The 19,238-nt window shown below is 63.6% G+C and carries 17 protein-coding genes; 2 read left to right on the top strand and 15 right to left on the bottom strand.

Going from position 1 to position 19,238, the window contains the following annotated elements; all coding sequences use genetic code 11:
- The first annotated feature begins 563 nt into the window (after positions 1 to 563).
- Positions 564 to 956: a hypothetical protein gene (locus tag QX034_RS21205; RefSeq protein ID WP_315706846.1), complete on the top strand. Its 393-nt coding sequence runs from the start codon at positions 564 to 566 to the stop codon at positions 954 to 956.
- 126 nt (positions 957 to 1,082) lie between these two features.
- Entirely contained in the window at positions 1,083 to 1,892 is an 810-nt protein-coding gene (locus QX034_RS21200; RefSeq protein WP_315706805.1) for a tetratricopeptide repeat protein, read from the top strand.
- Here the strand turns inward: QX034_RS21200 and QX034_RS21195 are convergent.
- The 15 genes from QX034_RS21195 to QX034_RS21125 all read right to left on the bottom strand — a co-directional run bounded on the left by QX034_RS21195 (position 1,889) and on the right by QX034_RS21125 (position 19,221).
- Positions 1,889 to 2,599 (bottom strand): hypothetical protein, encoded by a 711-nt coding sequence (locus tag QX034_RS21195; protein ID WP_315706806.1) that lies wholly within the window; start codon positions 2,597 to 2,599, stop codon positions 1,889 to 1,891. The two genes, QX034_RS21200 and QX034_RS21195, sit on opposite strands and share 4 nt — an antisense overlap.
- A 424-nt stretch (positions 2,600 to 3,023) precedes the next feature.
- On the bottom strand, positions 3,024 to 4,766 hold the full coding sequence (locus QX034_RS21190) for an ABC transporter substrate-binding protein (protein ID WP_315706847.1): 1,743 nt from the start codon (positions 4,764 to 4,766) through the stop codon (positions 3,024 to 3,026).
- 141 nt (positions 4,767 to 4,907) lie between these two features.
- Entirely contained in the window at positions 4,908 to 5,237 is a 330-nt protein-coding gene (locus QX034_RS21185; protein ID WP_315706807.1) for a DUF2160 domain-containing protein, read from the bottom strand.
- Between the two features lie 125 nt (positions 5,238 to 5,362).
- Positions 5,363 to 6,169 (bottom strand): carbohydrate ABC transporter permease, encoded by an 807-nt coding sequence (locus QX034_RS21180; RefSeq protein ID WP_315706808.1) that lies wholly within the window; start codon positions 6,167 to 6,169, stop codon positions 5,363 to 5,365.
- Positions 6,169 to 7,074 (bottom strand): sugar ABC transporter permease, encoded by a 906-nt coding sequence (locus QX034_RS21175; protein WP_315706809.1) that lies wholly within the window; start codon positions 7,072 to 7,074, stop codon positions 6,169 to 6,171. Before QX034_RS21175 ends, QX034_RS21180 begins: the two co-directional genes overlap by 1 nt.
- Positions 7,074 to 8,159 (bottom strand): ABC transporter ATP-binding protein, encoded by a 1,086-nt coding sequence (locus tag QX034_RS21170; RefSeq protein ID WP_315706810.1) that lies wholly within the window; start codon positions 8,157 to 8,159, stop codon positions 7,074 to 7,076. Before QX034_RS21170 ends, QX034_RS21175 begins: the two co-directional genes overlap by 1 nt.
- Before the next feature lie 12 nt (positions 8,160 to 8,171).
- Entirely contained in the window at positions 8,172 to 9,254 is a 1,083-nt protein-coding gene (locus QX034_RS21165; RefSeq protein ID WP_315706811.1) for an ABC transporter ATP-binding protein, read from the bottom strand.
- The gene (glpD, locus tag QX034_RS21160) at positions 9,251 to 10,795 is read right to left on the bottom strand and encodes a glycerol-3-phosphate dehydrogenase (RefSeq protein ID WP_315706812.1); all 1,545 of its coding nucleotides are present in this window, start codon (positions 10,793 to 10,795) and stop codon (positions 9,251 to 9,253) included. The genes QX034_RS21165 and glpD overlap by 4 nt, the downstream gene beginning before the upstream one ends.
- Positions 10,796 to 10,936: 141 nt before the next feature.
- Positions 10,937 to 11,770 carry a DeoR/GlpR family DNA-binding transcription regulator gene (locus tag QX034_RS21155; RefSeq protein WP_315706813.1) on the bottom strand — a complete coding sequence of 278 codons (834 nt, stop codon included), beginning with the start codon at positions 11,768 to 11,770 and terminating at the stop codon, positions 10,937 to 10,939.
- 137 nt (positions 11,771 to 11,907) lie between these two features.
- Positions 11,908 to 12,099, bottom strand: coding sequence for a hypothetical protein (locus tag QX034_RS21150; protein ID WP_315706848.1), 192 nt, complete (start codon positions 12,097 to 12,099; stop codon positions 11,908 to 11,910).
- Between the two features lie 294 nt (positions 12,100 to 12,393).
- A complete protein-coding gene (locus tag QX034_RS21145) occupies positions 12,394 to 12,636 on the bottom strand; it encodes a hypothetical protein (protein WP_315706814.1) in 243 nt (80 codons plus the stop codon).
- A gap of 498 nt (positions 12,637 to 13,134) precedes the next feature.
- On the bottom strand, positions 13,135 to 13,566 hold the full coding sequence (locus tag QX034_RS21140) for an acyl-CoA thioesterase (RefSeq protein ID WP_315706815.1): 432 nt from the start codon (positions 13,564 to 13,566) through the stop codon (positions 13,135 to 13,137).
- Positions 13,563 to 15,659 (bottom strand): 3-hydroxyacyl-CoA dehydrogenase NAD-binding domain-containing protein, encoded by a 2,097-nt coding sequence (locus QX034_RS21135; RefSeq protein WP_315706816.1) that lies wholly within the window; start codon positions 15,657 to 15,659, stop codon positions 13,563 to 13,565. Before QX034_RS21135 ends, QX034_RS21140 begins: the two co-directional genes overlap by 4 nt.
- Positions 15,660 to 15,661: 2 nt before the next feature.
- Positions 15,662 to 16,945: an acetyl-CoA C-acetyltransferase gene (locus tag QX034_RS21130; protein ID WP_315706817.1), complete on the bottom strand. Its 1,284-nt coding sequence runs from the start codon at positions 16,943 to 16,945 to the stop codon at positions 15,662 to 15,664.
- Positions 16,945 to 19,221: an acyl-CoA dehydrogenase gene (locus tag QX034_RS21125; RefSeq protein WP_315728407.1), complete on the bottom strand. Its 2,277-nt coding sequence runs from the start codon at positions 19,219 to 19,221 to the stop codon at positions 16,945 to 16,947. The genes QX034_RS21130 and QX034_RS21125 overlap by 1 nt, the downstream gene beginning before the upstream one ends.
- Positions 19,222 to 19,238 lie beyond the last annotated feature (17 nt).

Here is a 19,238-nt window from a genome sequence, read left to right as displayed (position 1 = left end):
GCCTGGAAAGATTTCCCGTTTCAAACGGGAAAAATTCCCGATCTGCTTCGGGACCAGGGCCTGGACTCAGAAGTCCGTGTCCAACGGCGGCTACCTGGTTTGCGAACTTCGGAATCGAAGCGCATTCCGTCGCCGACGGGACACGGCCAACTCTGGCACTCGTTCAAAGTCGGCCAGCATTCCGAGCGCTTCGTGCGAGCTGACAGCCTTGACGCTCCATCTGAGAGAGTGCGTCAGCTTCACCTGGCAAGTGAACTAATCGATCAAAATCAGTAGAACATTACTACATCATCTCGGGATATCTCCATGCCCGCTCCATGATGATTATCCTTCGACGGATATCACCGTCGACTTTTTCGTCGCGATCCGATGTAGTTCGCGCTTTCGTGCAACAATCACGAACTTCCGCCACAGACGTCGAGGAAACTTTCTCGCAATCCCAAACAGCAAGGCCCCTTGTGATGCGCAGAAAACCTTCCAAATCAACACCGACCGATCTCTCCGCACATCACAAATTTCCTGATGGGACTGCAGGCCTCGCACGACGGGCGCTCTTTGCTTCAATGCGTAACAGCTATCGCGCGAGCCTGCTGCTGTTTGCCGGGACCGTCGCCCTGATCACAAATGCGCCTTCTCTGCATCTCGCCGCGGCTCGAGATCTCGACGGCCGCTATGCCAACTCTCCATTGAAAAGCTGGTTCGAAAGTCTTCGTTCGCGCAAAGGGCCCTGCTGTTCCGACGCAGACGGAACGGCGCTGTCGGATGTCGATTGGGATATGACGGCGGGTCATTATCGCGTGCGGATCGAAGGGCAATGGTGGGACGTTCCGGAGGACGCCGTCATCACCGAGCCGAACCGGTCGGGGCGGACGATGGTCTGGCCCATCTACTATCGGGAGCTCGACAAGTGGCTTCACGTGGAGATCCGCTGCTTCCTCCCCGGCAGCATGACGTGAGCGGCTCGATCAGCAGTTCGGCCAGAAGCCGCGCATCAAGATCGCCGCGCCTGTCGTTGCGTCGGGAAGGTCGTACCTGTTCGGCTTCTCGTTGGCGCACGCCGCGGAACGCGATAACGTCCCCGCATGGGATCGACGACTGAAGACATCGTGCGCCGCGCCGCGGCCGCTTTCAACGCGGGACGCGCCGGCGAGGCGCGCCGGCTCTGCGAGCAGGAGCTGAAACGTACGCCCGGCGAACCGAGGCTGAGCCATCTCTTGGCCGCGGTGCTGTATGCGCTGCACGACATTGCACCCGCCCGCCCCCATTTGGCGGCGAGCCTGGCGCAACGCCCCGACAACGCCGCCGCGCAACTGCTTGCCGCGCGCATCGCGCGTGCCGACAAGGATTTCGCTGCCGCGCTCGACCATGTCGACCGCGCGCTGGCGCTGGCCCCGCAGCGGGAAGCCTTCGTCGAGAAGGCGCGCATCCTCGACCAAGCGGGTTACCGCGCCCAGGCGCGCGAAGCCTGGCAGGCCATCCTCAAAGTGGTTCCGCAGCACGGCGAAGCCGCCGCGCGGCTCGGGCGGCTGGCCTTCGAGGATGGCGATCTTGCATCCGCAAGATCGCATCTCGAGCGTGCCGCATCCGATGACGCTCCCGCCTCGACTTGGTTCGATCTCGGCCTGGTTCGCCAGGACCAGCGCGACCACCTCGGCGCGGCCGCAGCCTACAGGAAGGCGCTCGCGCTCAAACCCGATTTCGCCGAGGCCGCACTCAATCTCGGCATCGTGCTGCAGGAAAGCGGCGACCGCGATACCGCGATGCAGGCCTATCGACAGGCCTATCATCTCAGGCCTGAAATGTTCGGATCGATCGCCATGGCCCTGACCTCGGCGTCGCACGGCCGGCTCTGGCTCGACGAGGCCGCCTTGCGGCTCGCTTTAGCTGGTTAGACTAGCCGGCCCCGGCGAGCGCGAAACCGCTTGCGGTAGACGTTCGGCGCAGCCAGCACCTCCGCGACGGTCTTGGAATACGCTGCGCCATGTGCCGGGTCGAACGGCTCGAACGCAAGTTCGATGGTTTCCCGCGGCACCGGAAAACATTGTGCGACCGGCGTTCCTTTCGCAAGCACGCCGCAAAAATCGAGCGCCGTCCACAGCGCCGGAAAATTGATGCCGCCATCATGGAAGCGGTCGGCATCGACGAGCCCGGTCACGGTGCGGAACGGCAGATCGTCGCGGTTGACGGGATGAGTTGCAAACAGCGACCAGCCGTCGGGACATTCGATGGTCCAGAAGCTGTTGAACTTGATCGCCGAGCGTTCGCCTTGCGCAAACGGAGCGCCGGCAAATTGCGCGGCGACGTGAAAGCTGAGCGGCGCGCGGGGATGCCCTTCGGTCGCAGGCTCCGGAATCTCCCAGTCCCAGGAGAATGTACCGCGTTCGACATTGACGTCGCAGGGCAGCAGGATCATCACGCCGTGGGCCATCGCATCGACGAAGGGCGGGCACTGCTTGACGGTGCGGATGTCGCGACCATGCAGATCGGAATGCGCCGACGCCGGCATCCGCCGCAGCCAGTCCGGCAGCATCGTGCGCGCCGGCACAGGTCGCGGCAGATACGGCTCCAGCGCAGGATCGCAGCGGAAAATCATGCGCATGGCAAGCTCCTTAGATCATCATGCGGTTAGAAGGAGCCGCATCATGATCTCATCTGTTTGATTGAGCATGATCTTTTCGGAAAACCGGTTTCCACTTTTCCGGATCATGCTCTAAGGCGATGCGGCGAGCACGCCCGAATAGTAACCGTCATTGCGAGCGAAGCGAAGCAATCCAGTCTTGCGCAGCCAAAGATCTGGATTGCTTCGTCGCTTCCGCTCCTCGCAATGACGAAGGACAGAGCAATGCAAAAGGCCGGGATCGCTCCCGGCCTTTCGTATTCTTTCTCCTCCGTCATGCCCAGCGCAGGCGGGGCATCCAGTACTCCGAGACGGTAGCGGCTCTCGCGGCCGCCGCGGCGTACTGGATCGCCCGGTCAAGCCGGGCGACGACCGTGAGTGTGGACGACCTGACGGCCTGCGGCCGTCACTTCGCCTCGGCGCGCTTCGGGGGAGTCGCCGGCCACGACTTGATCAGGGTGTCGTAATCGATCGTTTCGCCCTTCGGCTTCTCGTTGGCGAGCTTGCGCTGCGGCGCGATGTTGCCGTCCTTCGCCGACTTGTTGAACCAGTACTCGGCGCTCTCCTTCTTGTTCAGCTTCGGACCGCAGTCGCCCTGCACCTTGGATTTCTCCAGGCGTTCGAGCACGGAGTCCTGAGCCGCAGCGAGCGAGTCCATCGCCTGTTGCGGCGTCTTGGCTCCGGAGGCCGCATCACCGATGTTCTGCCACCAGAGCTGCGCGAGCTTCGGATAGTCAGGCACGTTGTTGCCGGTCGGGGTCCACTGCACGCGCGCCGGCGAGCGGTAGAACTCGATCAGGCCGCCGAGCTTCGGCGCACGCTCCGTGAACGACTTGTCCCAGATGTCGGATTCACGGATGAAGGTGAGGCCGACATGGCTCTTCTTCAAGCTCACCGTCTTCGACACGATGAACTGCTGATAGAGCCAGGCTGCCTTTCGGCGGTCGACCGGGGTCGACTTCAGCAGCGTCAGCGAGCCGACGTCCTGATAGCCGAGCTTCATGCCGTCCTTCCAATACGCGCCATGCGGCGACGGGGCCATGCGCCATTTCGGCGTGCCGTCGGCGTTCATGACGGCCAGACCCGGCTTCACCATGTCGGCGGTGAAGGCGGTGTACCAGAAGATCTGCTGGGCGATGTTGCCCTGCGCCGGCACCGGACCCGACTCCGAGAAGGTCATACCCTGCGCCTGCGGCGGAGCGTACTTCTTCAGCCAGTCGAGATATTTGACGATCGAATAGACCGCAGCCGGTCCGTTGACGTCACCACCGCGCTCGACCGAGGAGCCGACCGGACGGCAGCCTTCCATGCGGATGCCCCATTCGTCGACCGGCAGGCCGTTCGGAAGGCCCTTGTCGCCGTTGCCGGCCATCGACAGCCAGGCGTCGGTGAAGCGCCAGCCGAGCGAGGGGTCCTTCTTGCCATAGTCCATGTGGCCATAGACCTTGACGCCGTTGATCTCCTTGATGTCGTTGGTGAAGAAGTCGGCGATGTCCTCATAGGCCGACCAGTTCACGGGCACGCCGAGATCATAGCCGTACTTGGCCTTGAACTTGGCCTTGTACTCCGGGTTGGTGAACCAGTCGTAGCGGAACCAATAGAGGTTCGCGAACTGCTGGTCCGGCAGCTGATAGAGATGGCCGTTCGGAGCAGTGGTGAACGACTTGCCGATGAAGTCGTTGACGTCGAGATAGGGATCGGTGACGTCCTTCGCTTCCTTCGCCATCCAGTCCGTCAGGTCGACCGCCTGGCCGTAACGGAAATGCGTGCCGATGAAGTCGGAATCGTTGATCCAGCCGTCATAGAGGTTCTTGCCGGACTGCATCTGGGTCTGGATCTTCTCGACGACGTCACCCTCCTGGATGATGTCGTGCTTGACCTTGATGCCCGTGATCTCCTCGAACGCCTTGGCCAGCGTCTTGGATTCATATTCGTGCGTGGTCAGGGTCTCGGAGACGATATTGATCTCCATGCCCTTGTAGGGTTGAGCGGCCTTGATGAACCACTCCATTTCCTTCATCTGGTCGTCCTTGGAGAGCGTGGACGGCTGGAATTCGGAATCGATCCATTTCTTTGCGGCCGCTTCGTCCGCATAGGCAGGTCCAGTAACTACGGCGGATGCCGCCAACAGCGCGAGCGCGCTGCTCATCATCAAGGCCTTGACCTTGAGAGCCTTAACCCTCGTCGCAGGCCCCTTTCCTTCCGGCAGATATCGCATGGTGTTCCTCCGTTGCAGCGACAGACTTCTCCAGGCCCGGGTTGCCCCCGGATCTGCTCTTTTTCGCCTGCCTCAGACCGTGCGGAAGATCGCAAAGGCTGACGCAAGTGAAATGACGGTTGCGAGCCACAGGCCCGAAACCTCGATGCCATCCTCGCCGATCGGCAAGGTCGCAATCGTATCGGTGCCGACCAGGCCGATCCACGCGAGGTGGATGACGGCGGCCAGGATCAGCGAAATGAACAGGCGGTCACCGCGCGTGGTCGGGATCCTTAAGACCCCGACACGCTCGGCCTCGGGATAGGCGGCAGCGAGCCAGGTCATAACGCCGAGCATGCAGGCGAGGACCACGAAAAAGATCGCGGTCGGCAGCGTCCAGGCCATCCAGGCGATGCTGTCCATGGCTCAATGCCTCCAGGCAACAATTGACGGAGAGGAACTGGACGCTCTCTCACCGAGGATGGTCCACTCCCCTCCCCGGCGAGGGAGCGCACCGAATTCATTTCGGCGGGCTTGCCAGTTCATGGTCACACCCGACCTAGCGCGAAACCGCGCGCGATGTAGTTGCGGACGAACCAGATCACGAGCGCGCCGGGGATGATGGTGAGCACGCCGGCGGCGGCGAGCAGGCCCCAATCCATGCCGGCGGCGGAGACCGTGCGCGTCATCACCGCCGAGATCGGCTTGGCGTTGACCGAGGTCAGCGTGCGCGCCAGCAGGAGCTCGACCCAGGAGAACATGAAGCAGAAGAAGGCGGCCACCCCGATGCCGCTTGCGATCAGCGGCACCAGGATCTTCACGAAGAAGCGCGGAAATGAATAGCCGTCGAGGAAGGCGGTCTCGTCGATCTCTCGCGGCACCGAGGACACGAAGCCTTCGAGGATCCAGACCGCGAGCGGGACATTGAAGATGCAGTGCGCCAGCGCCACCGCCCACGGCGTATCGAACAGGCCGATCGCGGAATACAGGTTGAAGAACGGCAGCGCATAGACCGCGGCCGGCGCCATCCGGTTGGACAACAGCCAGAAGAACAGATGCTTGTCGCCAAGGAAGCGGTAGCGCGAGAAGGCGTAAGCCGCCGGCAGCGCCACGGCGATCGAGATCACCGTGTTGAGGATGACGTATTTCAAGGAATTGATGTAGCCGGAATACCAGCTCTCGTCGGTGAAGATGAGCTTGTAATTCGCGATCGTCGGCTGATGCGGCCACAGCGTCATGGTCGAGACGATCTCGGCATTGGTCTTGAAGCTCATGTTGACGAGCCAGTAGATCGGCAACAGCAGAAAGACCAGGAAGACCGACATGATGATGCGGCGGCCCGGAATCGAATGCATCACGCGCCTCCCTTCTTCGCCGGCCGGCGATCGGCGCCGGCATTGGTCATGATCGTGTAGAACACCCAGCAGACGATCAGGATGATCAGGTTGTAGACCAGCGACAGTGCCGCCGCCTTGCCGAGGTCGAACTGGCCAAGCGCGATCTTGACGAGTTCGATCGAGATGAAGGTGGTGGAATTGCCGGGTCCGCCACCGGTCACCACGAACGGCTCAGTGTAGATCATGAAGCTGTCCATGAAGCGGAGCAGCACCGCGATCAGGAGCACCCGATGCATCTTCGGCAGCTGGATCGCGGTGAACACCGCCCAGCGCGAGGCGCCGTCGATCTGCGCCGCCTGGTAATAAGCATCCGGAATCGACTTCAGGCCGGCGTAGCAGAGCAGCGCCACCAGGCTGGTCCAATGCCAGACGTCCATGACGATAACGGTTGCCCAGGCGTCGAAGTCGTTTGAGACGTAGTTGTAGTCGATGCCGATCCGGTTCAGCACGTAGCCGAGCAGGCCGATATCCGAGCGGCCGAAGATCTGCCAGATGGTGCCGACCACGTTCCACGGAATCAGCAGCGGCAGCGCGAGCATCACCAGGCAGAAAGCGACGGTCCAGCCGGCGCGCGGCATCGAGAGCGCCACCACGATGCCGAGCGGCACCTCGATCGCGAGCACCACGGCAGAGAAGATGAGGTTGCGCCAGAGCGAGGCGAGGAAGCGGCCGCCGAGATCGGTCGAGGGATCGAGCAACTCCTTGAACCAGCCGACGCCGTTCCAGAAGAACTGGTTGTTGCCGAAGGTATCCTGCAGCGAATAATTCACCACCGTCATCAGCGGGATGATGGCGGAGAACGCCACCAGCAGGAACACCGGCAACACCAGGAGCCAGGCCTTGTTGTTGATGGTCTTCTCCATCAGGCGACTCCCTCGACCAGACGGCTGTCGGCGTAGACGTGCACATGCGACGGATCGAACTTCAGCCCGACGGACGAACCCGACGGCGAGAAGCCGGCCGGCACGCGCGCGGCGAACTTCACGTCACCGACCCGCACGCGGGCGAAGCGGATACGTCCGAGATCGTCGATCCGCTCGAGGTTGGCGGCGAGAAGCCCGGGCCCGGGCTCGGCCACCTCGACGAATTCGGGACGCACGCCGACCTCGATCTTCCCGGCCGCAGCCAGCGCGTCATAGCTGCGCGACAGCGTCAGGGTGTGACCGTCGATGCGCGCCTCGTGCCCTTTGACCTCAGCCGCCAAGATGTTCATGCCGGGCGAGCCGATGAAGTAGCCGACGAAGGTGTGCGCGGGCTTTTCGAACAGTTCGGCCGGCGTGCCGCTCTGCACGACGCGGCCGTCATGCATCACCACGACCGTGTCGGCGAAGGTCAGCGCCTCGGTCTGGTCATGGGTGACGTAGATCATGGTGAGATCGAGTTCCCGATGCAGCGCCTTCAGCTTGGAGCGCAGCTGCCACTTCAGCTCGGGGTCGATCACCGTGAGCGGCTCGTCAAACAGCACGGCGGCGACGTCGGAGCGGACGAGGCCCCGCCCGAGCGAGATCTTCTGCTTGGCATCCGCCGTGAGCCGCGTCGCCTTGCGGTCGAGATCCTGCGTCAGATCCAAGAGATGAGCGATCTCGGCAACGCGCTTGTCGATCTCGGCTCTCGGCACGCCGCGGTTCTTCAGCGGAAATGCGAGATTCTGGCCGACCGTCATGGTGTCGTAGATCACCGGGAACTGGAACACCTGCGCGATGTTGCGCTCACGGGTCGATCGCTGCGTGATGTCGGTCCCGTCAAACAGGATCTTGCCGCGCGAGGGCGTCAGAATGCCAGATATCAGGTTGAGCAGCGTGGTCTTGCCGCAGCCGCTGGGGCCGAGCAGCGCATAGGCGCCACCCTGGCGCCAAGTCATCGTCACCGGTTTCAGCGCGTAGCTTTCGGTGTCGGCAACGTTGCCGTTGTAGGCATGGGCGAGGTCGACGAGGTCAATGCGGGCCATTCGGCATCTCCCTCAGGCGCTGGGGGCCGCGACCAGCCGGTCGGCGGCATCAAAGACAAAGATATTGCCGGGGTCGAGCACGGCGTCCAGCGCCTCGCCGGGTTCGTATTCGTGCACGCCGTGCAATACCGCGACCCAGTTCACGCCGTTGCGGGACAAATGGACGAAGCTCTCGGAGCCCGTGATCTCGGTGACCGAGACGGTCGCCGGGAAAGCGTGGCGGCCGTGGCTGGCGCCGCTCTTGGTCAACCCGAGCTGATGCGGCCGAAAACCGACACGATAGGTCCCGTCGGCCAGACCGGCATAGAGCCCGGTCGCCGGCGCAGCAACGTCGCCGTCATAATGCACCTGGTCGCCGCGCTTCACGATGCCGACGATGTTCATCGGCGGATCGGAGAACACCTGCCCCACCCGCAACGTGTCCGGGCGGCGGTAGACGCTGGCGGTCTCACCGACCTGCAGCGCCTTGCCCTCCCACATGCAGATGGTACGGCCGCCGAGCAGCAACGCCTCCGACGGCTCGGTGGTGGCATAGACGAAGATCGCGCCCGAGGCCTCGAAGATGCGCGGCAACTCCGCGCGCAGCTCCTCGCGCAATTTGTAGTCCAAATTGGCCAGGGGCTCGTCGAGCAGCACGAGGTCGGCGCCCTTCACCAGCGCGCGGGCGATTGCCGTGCGCTGCTGCTGACCGCCGGAGAGTTGCAGCGGCGTGCGCTGCAGATAAGGCTCGAGCCGCAACAGCTTCGCCGCCTCCGCGACGCGCTTTTCGATCTGGTCGCGCGGCTTGCCCTGCACCCGCAGGGGCGAAGCGATGTTCTCATAGACCGTCAGCGACGGATAGTTGATGAACTGCTGATAGACCATCGCGACCGAACGCTGCCGCACGTCGGCGCCGGTGACGTCCTTGCCGTCGACCAGCACGCGACCGGTGGTCGGCTTGTCGAGCCCGGCAAGCAGCCGCATGATCGAGGTCTTGCCCGATAAGGTCGGGCCGAGCAGCACGCTCAAGGTGCCGCGCTGCAGCGTCAACGACACATCGCGAATGGTCGGAAGACCATCGACGACGCGCGTGACCTGGTCGAGCGTCACGCTCATGCGCGTCCTCCCGCCTCACGCGCGGGCGCGACAACGGAGGCGCGGTTGGCCTCGATCCAATGATCGAGCGCCGCGATCTCCTGCGGCGACATCCGCAAACCAAGCTTCGATCGACGCCACACGATGTCCTCGGCCGTGCATGCCCACTCTTCCGCCATCAGGTACCTGACTTCGCGCTCCGTCAAGGTCGCGCCGAAATCCTGGCCGAGATCGGAAGCTGCGGCAGCGTTGCCGAGCATTTTTGCAGCGCGCGTTCCGTAGGCATGGGCAAGCCGGCGCGCATGCGCCTCGGCCAGGAACGGATAGGCCTTGCGCAACTCCGCAGCCAGGGCCGGCACGCCGGAAACCACCATCTCACCGCCGGGCAAGGGCGACTGGCCCGTCCAGCCCGCGCCCGCCTTGCCGCCTTTCAAATATGGCGACAGGCGCTCCAGCGCCTCCTCGGAGAGCCGCCGATAGGTCGTGATCTTGCCGCCATAGATCGACAACAGCGGCAGTCCGTCGGGCGTGTCGAGCTCAAACACATAGTCGCGCGTCGCGGCTTTGGCCTCGGACGCGCCGTCGTCATAGAGCGGGCGCACGCCGGAATAGGTCCACACCACGTCTTCGGGGCGGACCGGCTTGGCGAGATACTCGCCGACCGCCGCGCAGAGATAACGGATTTCCTCCTCCGTCGCCTTCACCTTGGCCGGATCGCCGTGATAGTCGCGATCGGTAGTGCCGATCAGCGTGAAATCCTGCTGGTAGGGAATCGCGAAGACGATGCGGCCATCGGCATTCTGGAAGATGTAGGCCCGATCGTGGTCATAGAGCTTCGGCACGACGATGTGCGAGCCCTGCACCAGGCGGACCTTGGCCTTGGCATTCACGCCGGCGCCGCGCGCCAGCACCTCCTCGACCCAGGGGCCGCCGGCATTCACGAGCGCACGGGCGCGGATGGTTTCGCGCTCGCCGGTCTCGGTATTCACGACGGTCAGTTGCCAGACGCCGCCGGTCTGCCGGATCTCGGTCGCGCGGGTGCGGGTGCGGATGACGGCGCCGCGGTCGGCGGCGTCGCGCGCGGTCAGGACCACGAGACGGGCGTCGTCAACGAAGCAATCCGAATATTCGAAGGCGCGTGAATATCGCCCCGCAAGCAGCGGCTTGCCGACCTCGTCGCTGCGCAGATCGACCGAGCGCGTCGGCGGCAGCAGCTTGCGGCCGCCGAGATGGTCGTAAAGGAAAAGCCCGAGGCGCAGCAGCCAAGCCGGCCGCAGGCCCGCGTGATGCGGCAGAACGAAGCGCAGCGGGCTGATGATGTGAGGCGCGATCCGCCAGAGAACTTCGCGCTCGATCAGCGCCTCGCGCACCAACCGAAACTCGTAATATTCGAGATAGCGCAGGCCGCCATGCACCAGCTTGGTTGACCAGGACGAGGTCCCGCTGGCCAGGTCATTCATCTCGCACAAAAATACCGAATTGCCGCGTCCGGCCGCATCGCGGGCGATGCCGCAACCGTTCACGCCGCCTCCGATAATGGCGAGGTCGTAAATCCGCTCCAACCGACGTTCCCCCGGCAATCGCCTTCACTCCGGCGATTTCGCTTTCGTTTGCGAGATAAACACAAACGAAAGTGAAAGCAAACCGAATTTCACAGGAATGTCGCGAATGCGCCGCAGCAAAATGGGCTGGCGAACGTGTCCTCAGGCCCGGCGAAGTATCGTTGAAGTTGAAGCCTCGGGCACATCGCCACCGTCCTCCAAATCGGCAGTGGGCATCGCCGTGACGACCTGGATGCCGCGGCTGTGACACAGGCCGGCGAGCCCATCGGGCAGAGGACGATCAGTAACGAAGGTCTGGATCTGGCTGAGATGCGCGATACGCACCGGCGCGGAACGATGAAGCTTGGTGGAGTCGGCCACCAGCATCACGCTACGCGCGTTGGCGATGATGGCCTGCGCCACCTGCACTTCGCGATAGTCGAAGTCGAGCAGCGCGCCTTCCTCATCGATCGCTGAGGCGCCGATGATCGCGTAGTCGACCTTGAACTGGCCGATCAGTTGCGTCGCCGTCGACCCGACCACGCCGCCATCGGAACGGCGCACTGTGCCGCCGGCGACGATCACCTCGATGCGCGGATGGCGATAGAGCAGCATCGCGACGTTCAGATTGTTGGTGATGACGAGCAGGTCCTGGTGCGCCGAGAGCGCGCTCGCGACCTCCTCCGTCGTGGTGCCGATGTTGATGAACAGCGAGCACCCGTTCGGGATTCGCGCCGCAGCCGCCGCTCCAATCGCCTTCTTCTCCTCGGCTGCGACGAACCGGCGCGCTTCGTAGGCCAGGTTCTCAACGCCGGAGGCGATGATGGCGCCGCCATGGATACGGGTCAGCGCGCGCTGCTCGCAGAGATCGTTCAGGTCCTTGCGGATGGTTTGTGCAGAGACTTCGAAGCGGCGGGCGAGATCTTCGACCATGACACGGCCCGAAGACCGCGCCAGATTGAGGATCTCGGTCTGACGTTGAGAAAGCAGGGCCATGGCACGCCTCTTGATAGAGCGCCATGGTGCGGCGGATTCTCGCAAGCGTCAATCCGCCCGAGCCCTCGAAGCGGCCGCCACTCACGGGAGATGACAGCCGGAACCGCCGCATGCTCTTTGTCCAGAGCCTGCCGTGCTTACGCCGCCGCTGACAATTCACCGTTGACGAGCCGCATCGCCGCGCGCTCCGCCTCGCGCGCATTGCGAAATACCTGGCCCTCGAGTGGGTTGAAGCGATGCGACGCAGCAAAGAAACGATAGCCACCGCAGTCGCGCACGACGATCCCTGCCGCCTGATTGCTGACCTCGATGATGTAGGTGTCCGACATTACCCAGTCCTTCAGCTTAAGTCCGGGCCTATAACGGAGGATGACGGCAGGAGTTCCAGGGACCAGGTGCCGCACCCCGGTGTTCCGATGAAGACGGCCCGGCGGATTTGATCGGAACTTCAAATTCGCCGCACGGCTGGTCATGCTTCCTTATTGGTGGGCGGCGCTGATCCCAGCACAGCAACGACGCCCGCCACAGTCCTGCAGGTCACCGGCGTCCTTTGCTTCTACCCGCCGGCGAGGCCAGCCCATAAGCTCGAACGCACGCCCTTGTCGAACCAATGGAGAGCACTCTCATCGGGATTCATCGCGCGACACCAGCGTCGGCTTCGATGGCCCGCGCGCATGGATCAAGCTTTCGTGGTGCTGGCCGAGCAACTCATAAATCTGGTGCAGATCTCGAAGCACTGAAATCTGCTGCTCTCGAAATAGGTTCAGCTCGATCTCATAATCATCAATCTTGTTCTCGGCACGATGAAGCCGCTGCTGAAGCCTTTTAAGAACTTCCAAAGTCAACCTGTCGTCAACATCGGACATATCCAACTCCACCAATCATAACTCCCGTCGCATTGCTGCTCGCCATCGTATTCGCTTAGCGGAGGCCGAAGCCTCGTCGGATGGCGAGCCACCGTCATGAACTGGACGACGCCGTTGTCTTGATGCGTCAATCTCTGTCCTGCTGGAGCAGCAAGTCACGACTACACACCACAAATCATCATGATAGTAGCTACACAACCACTGGTGCGCAATACGTCACCCGAATGGCGCTACGCTAAGATGACTAACGAAGACCTCGCGCCTTGAACAGACAAACGTAGCGGGCTGCGGCTAAAAGTACCGTCGCAATACGCACGGCAATTCTTGCCGAGTGATCGGCTCACCGGGATCGGCCGCATCGATTGCGCCTGATGCCAATGCGTTCAACCCCGCCACATGCCTGCAAATTCCTAGCAGAAGCGGCTCGCTATAGCGCGAGAAGCAGAACGATTATGCTAACAACTGCATACGTCCAACTGCACGCGCTCCTGGGCCTATCTAGCTGGCCGCCGCCGCGCCGTCCCGTTTGATCATCTGCGGACGACCATCATCGTCGATCGAGACGTAAGTAAAATTACCGTCGGTCACAAGGATCGGCTGCTCCTCTTTGCGTCGCAGCACCCAGGCTTCGAGATGCACCGTCATCGACGTGCGGCCGAGCCGAACGAGGTTGGCATACACGGAGACCAGATCGCCGACATAGACAGCTTTACGAAAATTCATCGCTTCGATCGCCACCGTGACCGTACGCGATCTCGCGACCTTGGAAGCGAACACGCCGCCGCCGACATCCATCTGGCTCAACAGCCAGCCACCGAAAATATCGCCATTGGCGTTGGTATCGGCCGGCATCGCAAGCGTGCGAATGCAGAGATCGCCACCCGGCTCGCTCGATGTGGTGAATGCGGCATGAACAGAAGCTTCGGTCACCTGAAAGTCTCCCAACCGGTATCGGGGGTGAACCGATCACCGAATTTCTGCGCGAGGCTGCGCAAGGTGGTCACGACATCCTCGATGCCGCGCGTGCGCGCATAATTCAAGGGGCCACCGCGAAACGGAGCATAACCTGTGCCGAAGATCATCGCTCCATCCACACTATCAGCATTATCCACAATGCCCTCACGCAGGGCAGCAACGCAGACATTGGAGATCGGCAGGATCAGGCGATCGATCATCTCTTGCGAGGGCTTGCGCTCCGTCGGTTGGCTCGCGATGCGCTGAGGCTTGCCGTCTCGCCAACTATAGAAGCCTTTGCCGGTCTTGCGGCCGAGCTCGCCTCTCGCCACCTTCTCGCGCAGCCACGCCGGCGTCGGCGGCAGCGCGTCGCCGAATTTGGTACGCAGCATGTCGCCGACGTCGAGGCAGATGTCGAGCCCGACCTGGTCGGCGAGCTCGATCGGTCCCATCGGCATGCCGAACCTGCGCGCGGCGGCATCGATGACGGTCTGGTCGATCTTCTCATCCAGGAGCACCATCGCTTCCAGCATGTAGGGCGTCAGCGCGCGATTGACGAGAAAGCCGGGCGAGCTCTTCACCGGTAGCGGCAACCGATCGATCGCGCCGACAAAGGCGAGTGCACGGCTGAACAACGCCTGATCGGTGCCCTCGTGATGGATCACCTCGACGAGCTGCAGCCGCGACACGGGATTGAAGAAGTGCAGCCCCAATAGCCGTTCCGGCCGCAGCAGGCTGGTGCGCAGATCCTGAAGCGGAATGCTCGACGTATTGGTGGCAAGGATCGCATCGCCCTTCATGCGAGGCTCGATCGCGGCGTAGACTTTCTGCTTGAGCTCGAGCTTCTCCGGCACCGCCTCGATAACCAAGTCGGCGTTGCGCACACCTTCGCCCGCCATGTCCGGGATCAGCCGGTCGAGCGCATCGCGCACTTCGGGGCCTGTTCGGATGATCTTATTGAACAGATCGGCGGCGCGCTTGATCGCGCCTGCGATCGGCTCCGGCTTCATGTCGGCGAGCGTGACGCGCAAGCCCTGATTGGCGCACCAGGCCGCGATATCGCCGCCCATCGCGCCGGCACCGATCACGTGGACATGCTGGACCTGGCTGCCGGTGCCGGCGCTCTTCTTCATCTGCTCGCGCAGGAAGAAGACGCGGATCAGGTTCTGCGCGGTCGGCGTCACCATCAGGCCGGCGAACGAGGTCTGCTCCGCCCGCAGCATCGCGACCTTGTCGCCACCATGCCGTTCCCACAAATCGATCAGCGCGTAAGGCGCAGGATAATGCTCGCGCGGCGCGCTCTTCTCCGCTTCGCTCCGCATGCGATTGGCGAGCAGCCCGCGCACCGGGCCGGCATTGAGCAGCGCGTTCAGCATGCCGGGCTTGGCGCGCTTCAGCCGCCCGAACACGGCATCCTTCACCGCGCCGCGGACATGGCGCTCCTGCGTCACCGCATCCACCAGTCCGAGCGATTTGGCGCGGCGCGCATCGATGGTCTTGCCGGTCAGCATCAGGCTCATCGCCTGCACCGGATTGACCGCTTGCGTAAAGCGCGCGGTGCCGCCGAGGCCCGGGTGCAGGCCCAGCATCACCTCGGGGAAACCGAAGCGGGCTCCCTCGATCGCGATCCGTGACTGACAGGCAAGCGCCACTTCGAGCCCGCCGCCGAGACAGAAGCCGTGGATCACGGCGACCGTCGGGACGCGCAGCGCCTCCAACCGGTCGACCACCGCATGCGCGCGCAGCATCTCGGTGCCGACCGCGCGCGCATCGCTCGCGCCGCGGAAAGCATTGACGTCGGCGCCGGCAATGAACCCGGACGCTTTCGCAGAGCGGATGACGAGCCCGGACGGCCGGTGCGCTTCCAGCTCGGCGAGGACGCGATCGAACTCCTCGAGAACGTCCGCAGACAAGGTGTTGGCACTGGTCCCGGGCCGGTCGAACAGCAGCCAGGCGATGCCGTCCTCATCGCGTGTCAGCTTGAAGTTCTTGTACGGGCCTGCCGCATCAGCCACCGGCCCAAGCTCGCGCACGCGATCACTGAGGACATCCATGATTTGCGATTTCATGATCACACCGCCTCGATCAGCATGGCACCACCGAGCCCACCGCCAATACATTCGGTGGCAACGCCGCGCCGCGTGCCGAGCCGCTTCATCGCATTGACCAGATGCAGCACGATCCGGTTGCCCGACGTGCCGACGGGGTGACCGAGACTGATCGCACCACCATCGACGTTGAGCCTGGCGCGATCGATCGATCCGGCCGCGCCGTCGAGGCCGAGCACCTCGCGGCAGAACCGCTCGTCTTGCCAGGCAGCGAGACAGCCAAGCACCTGCGCGGCGAAGGCTTCGTTCAGCTCCCAGGTCTCGACATCCTGCAAAGCGAAATTGTTGCGCTTCAGCAGCGCGGTGGCCGACAGCACCGGACCAAGGCCCATGATCGAGGGATCGAGCGCCGACCACTGGCTGTCGAGAATGACGGCTTTCGGCGACAACCCGTGCTTCGCCACCGCATCTTCCGAGGCCAGGATCACCCAGGACGCGCCATCGGTGATCTGCGAGGAATTGCCCGCGGTCACCTGGCCCCAGGGACGTTCGAACACCGGACGCAATTTCGCCAGCGACTCCGCCGTCGAGTCCGGCCGCACGCCGTCATCGTGATCATAGAACTTGCCGTCGCGCGCGAACGCGGTCTCGACCTCGCCCTTCAGCCAGCCCTCGGCCTGGGCGCGGGCAAGCCGTCGGTGGCTCTCGGCCGCATACTCGTCCGCCTGCGCCCGGGTGATCCCGAACAGATGGCCGACCTTTTCCGCGGTCTGCCCCATGTTGAGCTCGGTGACGGGATCGGTGAGCCCGCGCTCCAGCCCGATGACCGGCTTGAAGTAGCTGGGCCTCACTCTCAACGCGGCCGCGATCTTGGCGGCCAGTGTCTTTGCGGTGGCAAGCCCCGCGAACCAGCGCACGCCCTGCTGCGGCCAGACCAGCGGCGCATGGCTCAACGCTTCGGCGCCGCCGGCGAGGATCAGATCGGCGTGGCCCTCGCGGATATAGCGGTAGGCGGTGTCGATCGATTGCATGCCCGAGCCGCAATTGATTTGCATGGTGAAGGCGACCATCCGCTCGCCCATCCCGAGCCGGAGCGCAGCGACACGAGCCGGGTTCATCTCGTCGGCGATCACATTGACGCAGCCGAGGATCACCTGGTCGAAGCGATCTGGCGCGAAGGGTTGGCGCGCGAGCAGCGGCCGGCCGCATTGCACGGCGAGATCGACCGGCGTGAAGGGCCCCGGCCCGGAACGCGCCTTCAGGAACGGCGTCCTGCTGCCGTCGATGATGTAGACCGCGCGTGCCATCAGCTTGCCGCCCTCTGTTCGCCGAGCTGCTGAAAGAATTGATGCACATCGGCCGGTTTGCCGGCGATCGGCGACAGCGCCTCGGCTGCGAAATCGTCGACCTCGATCACTTTGGCCGCCGCCTCGTGGGCCGCGATAAGCCGGTCTGCATCACTCTGCGTAATGACGCCCTTCTTCACCGCTTCGGCGGGATCGCGCAGCCGCGCGGCGCGCAGCCGCTTCACGATGTCCTCGGCGGCGACGACAAGCCGCAGCGCCTTCTCCAGTCGCGCCACCGGCCCGTCATCATCGACCTCGGCGAGGTCAGGCGTCAGCCGGTCGCGCGCTGCTGATGGCGCGAGCAGGATCTGCGCGCACTGATGAACGATGCGATCAGAGGGCCCGAGCACGCGCGAGCCGAACGGCTGCACCGCGAATTTCAGAAGCCCTGCCACAAACCGGTTCGGCAGATTGGCGATGATCTCGGCGAAACGGTTCTCGATCGTCCTGCAGCCCGATGCCATGCACCATTCGAGCAGCGGCAGGTCTTCGGCTTGACGGCCTTCATCCTGCCAGCGCTTCAGTGCGGCAGATAATAAATAGAGCTCGGAAAGGATGTCGCCAAAGCGCGCCGACAACATCTCCTTGCGCTTCAAGGCGCCGCCCAGCGTGAGCAGCGCCACGTCGGCGCAGAGCGCGAAGGCCGCCGCATAGCGCGAGAGCCGGCGATAATGCCCGGTCGCACTCCCCGCTTCGGGCGCCGGTGCAAAGATCCCAAAGGTCCAGCTGCGGCCCCAGGCACGAAACAGTGTCGTGATACTGTGGCCGACATGCTTCCAGAACGCGGTGTCGAAGGCGTCGAGCCCGGTTTTGCGGTCGCTATCCGCAAGCGCATTCATCTCCTGCAAGAGATAAGGATGCGCGCGGATGGCGCCCTGCCCGAACACGATCAGGTTGCGGGTGAGAATATTGGCGCCTTCGACCGTGATGCCGACCGGCACGGCGCGATAGATGCTGCCGAGATAGTTCTGCGGTCCGTCGATCACTGCCTTGCCGCCATGAATGTCCATCGCATCGTCGATCGCGATCCGCATCCGCTCGGTCGCGTGCAGCTTCATGATGCCGGAGATCACGGCAGGATGATGCCCGGCGTTGAGCGCGGCACAGGTGAGCCGGCGCGCCGCGTCGAGCAGGTAAGCCGTCGCGGCGATCCGCGCCAGCGGCTCCTCGATGCCTTCGAACTTGCCGATCGGGATGTTGAACTGCTCGCGGATGCGCGCATAGGCGCCGGTGGCGCGGGCGGCGAACGCCGCACCCGCGGCCGACAGTGACGGCAAGGAGATGCCGCGCCCGGCAGCCAGCGCCGTCATCAGCATCTGCCAACCCTGCCCAAGCCGCGCCTTGCCGCCGATGATGTAGTCCAGCGGGATGAAGACGTCCTCGCCCCAGTTCGGACCGTTCTGAAACACCTGCATCGACGGCAGATGACGGCGGCCGATGCGGACGCCGGGCAGATGGGTCGGGATCAGCGCCACCGTGATGCCGAGTTCGTCCTGGTGGCCCACGAGGTGATCGGGATCATAGGCCTTGAAGGCGAGCCCGAGCAGCGTCGCGACCGGGCCGAGCGTGATGTAGCGCTTGTGCCAGTTGAGCCTGAGGCCGATCACCTCGCGCCCTTCGAACTCGCCCTTGCAGATGACGCCGCTATCGACCATCGCCGCCGCATCCGAGCCGGCCTCCGGGCTGGTCAGTCCGAAGCAGGGAATGTCACGCCCATCCGCCAGTCGCGGCAGCCACCGCTCCTGTTGCTCGCGGGTGCCGAAGCGCATCAAGAGTTCGCCCGGCCCGAGCGAGTTCGGCACCATCACAGTCACGGCTGCCGCAATCGAGCGTGAGGACAATTTGCGCACGACTTCCGAATGCGCATAGGGCGAGAAGCCGAGCCCGCCGAATTCCTTCGGAATGATCATGCCGAAGAACTTCTTGCGCTTGACGAAGTCCCAGACCTCGCGCGGCAGATCGCGCCATTCCCAATTGATCTTCCAGTCGTCGAGCATTCTGCAGAGCTCGTCGACCTCGCCATCCAGGAAGGCGCGCTCCTCCTCGGTCAAGATCGCCGGCGGGACAGCGAGCAGCTTGGTCCAATCGGGGTTGCCGGTGAACAGCTCGGCATCCCACCAGACATCGCCCGCCTCCAGCGCCTCGCGCTCGGTCGCCGACATCGACGGCAGGACACCGCGGGCCCAGGAGAAGATCGGCTTGGTGATGAAATCGCGGCGGAACGAATTCATAGCCATGTCCTCGAACGGTTTTG

It is taken from the genome of Bradyrhizobium sp. SZCCHNR3119 (genome assembly GCF_032487775.1).
Lineage (GTDB): Bacteria > Pseudomonadota > Alphaproteobacteria > Rhizobiales > Xanthobacteraceae > Bradyrhizobium.
Note: the sequence above shows the minus strand (reverse complement) of the source record. Positions and strands in the feature narration are given on the sequence as shown.

Bases quoted from the DNA above. Each gene is read 5' to 3' on its own strand.
- QX034_RS21190 (WP_315706847.1), bottom strand. From the start codon at position 4,766: ATGAGCAGCGCGCTCGCGCTGTTGGCGGCATCCGCCGTAGTTACTGGA.
- QX034_RS21150 (WP_315706848.1), bottom strand. From the start codon at position 12,099: ATGTCGGACACCTACATCATCGAGGTCAGCAATCAGGCGGCAGGGATC.
- QX034_RS21185 (WP_315706807.1), bottom strand. From the start codon at position 5,237: ATGGACAGCATCGCCTGGATGGCCTGGACGCTGCCGACCGCGATCTTT.
- QX034_RS21200 (WP_315706805.1), top strand. From the start codon at position 1,083: ATGGGATCGACGACTGAAGACATCGTGCGCCGCGCCGCGGCCGCTTTC.
- QX034_RS21130 (WP_315706817.1), bottom strand. From the start codon at position 16,945: ATGGCACGCGCGGTCTACATCATCGACGGCAGCAGGACGCCGTTCCTG.
- QX034_RS21205 (WP_315706846.1), top strand. From the start codon at position 564: ATGCGTAACAGCTATCGCGCGAGCCTGCTGCTGTTTGCCGGGACCGTC.
- QX034_RS21155 (WP_315706813.1), bottom strand. From the start codon at position 11,770: ATGGCCCTGCTTTCTCAACGTCAGACCGAGATCCTCAATCTGGCGCGG.
- QX034_RS21145 (WP_315706814.1), bottom strand. From the start codon at position 12,636: ATGTCCGATGTTGACGACAGGTTGACTTTGGAAGTTCTTAAAAGGCTT.
- QX034_RS21175 (WP_315706809.1), bottom strand. From the start codon at position 7,074: ATGGAGAAGACCATCAACAACAAGGCCTGGCTCCTGGTGTTGCCGGTG.
- QX034_RS21180 (WP_315706808.1), bottom strand. From the start codon at position 6,169: ATGCATTCGATTCCGGGCCGCCGCATCATCATGTCGGTCTTCCTGGTC.
- QX034_RS21165 (WP_315706811.1), bottom strand. From the start codon at position 9,254: ATGAGCGTGACGCTCGACCAGGTCACGCGCGTCGTCGATGGTCTTCCG.
- QX034_RS21170 (WP_315706810.1), bottom strand. From the start codon at position 8,159: ATGGCCCGCATTGACCTCGTCGACCTCGCCCATGCCTACAACGGCAAC.
- QX034_RS21125 (WP_315728407.1), bottom strand. From the start codon at position 19,221: ATGGCTATGAATTCGTTCCGCCGCGATTTCATCACCAAGCCGATCTTC.
- QX034_RS21135 (WP_315706816.1), bottom strand. From the start codon at position 15,659: ATGAAATCGCAAATCATGGATGTCCTCAGTGATCGCGTGCGCGAGCTT.
- QX034_RS21195 (WP_315706806.1), bottom strand. From the start codon at position 2,599: ATGCGCATGATTTTCCGCTGCGATCCTGCGCTGGAGCCGTATCTGCCG.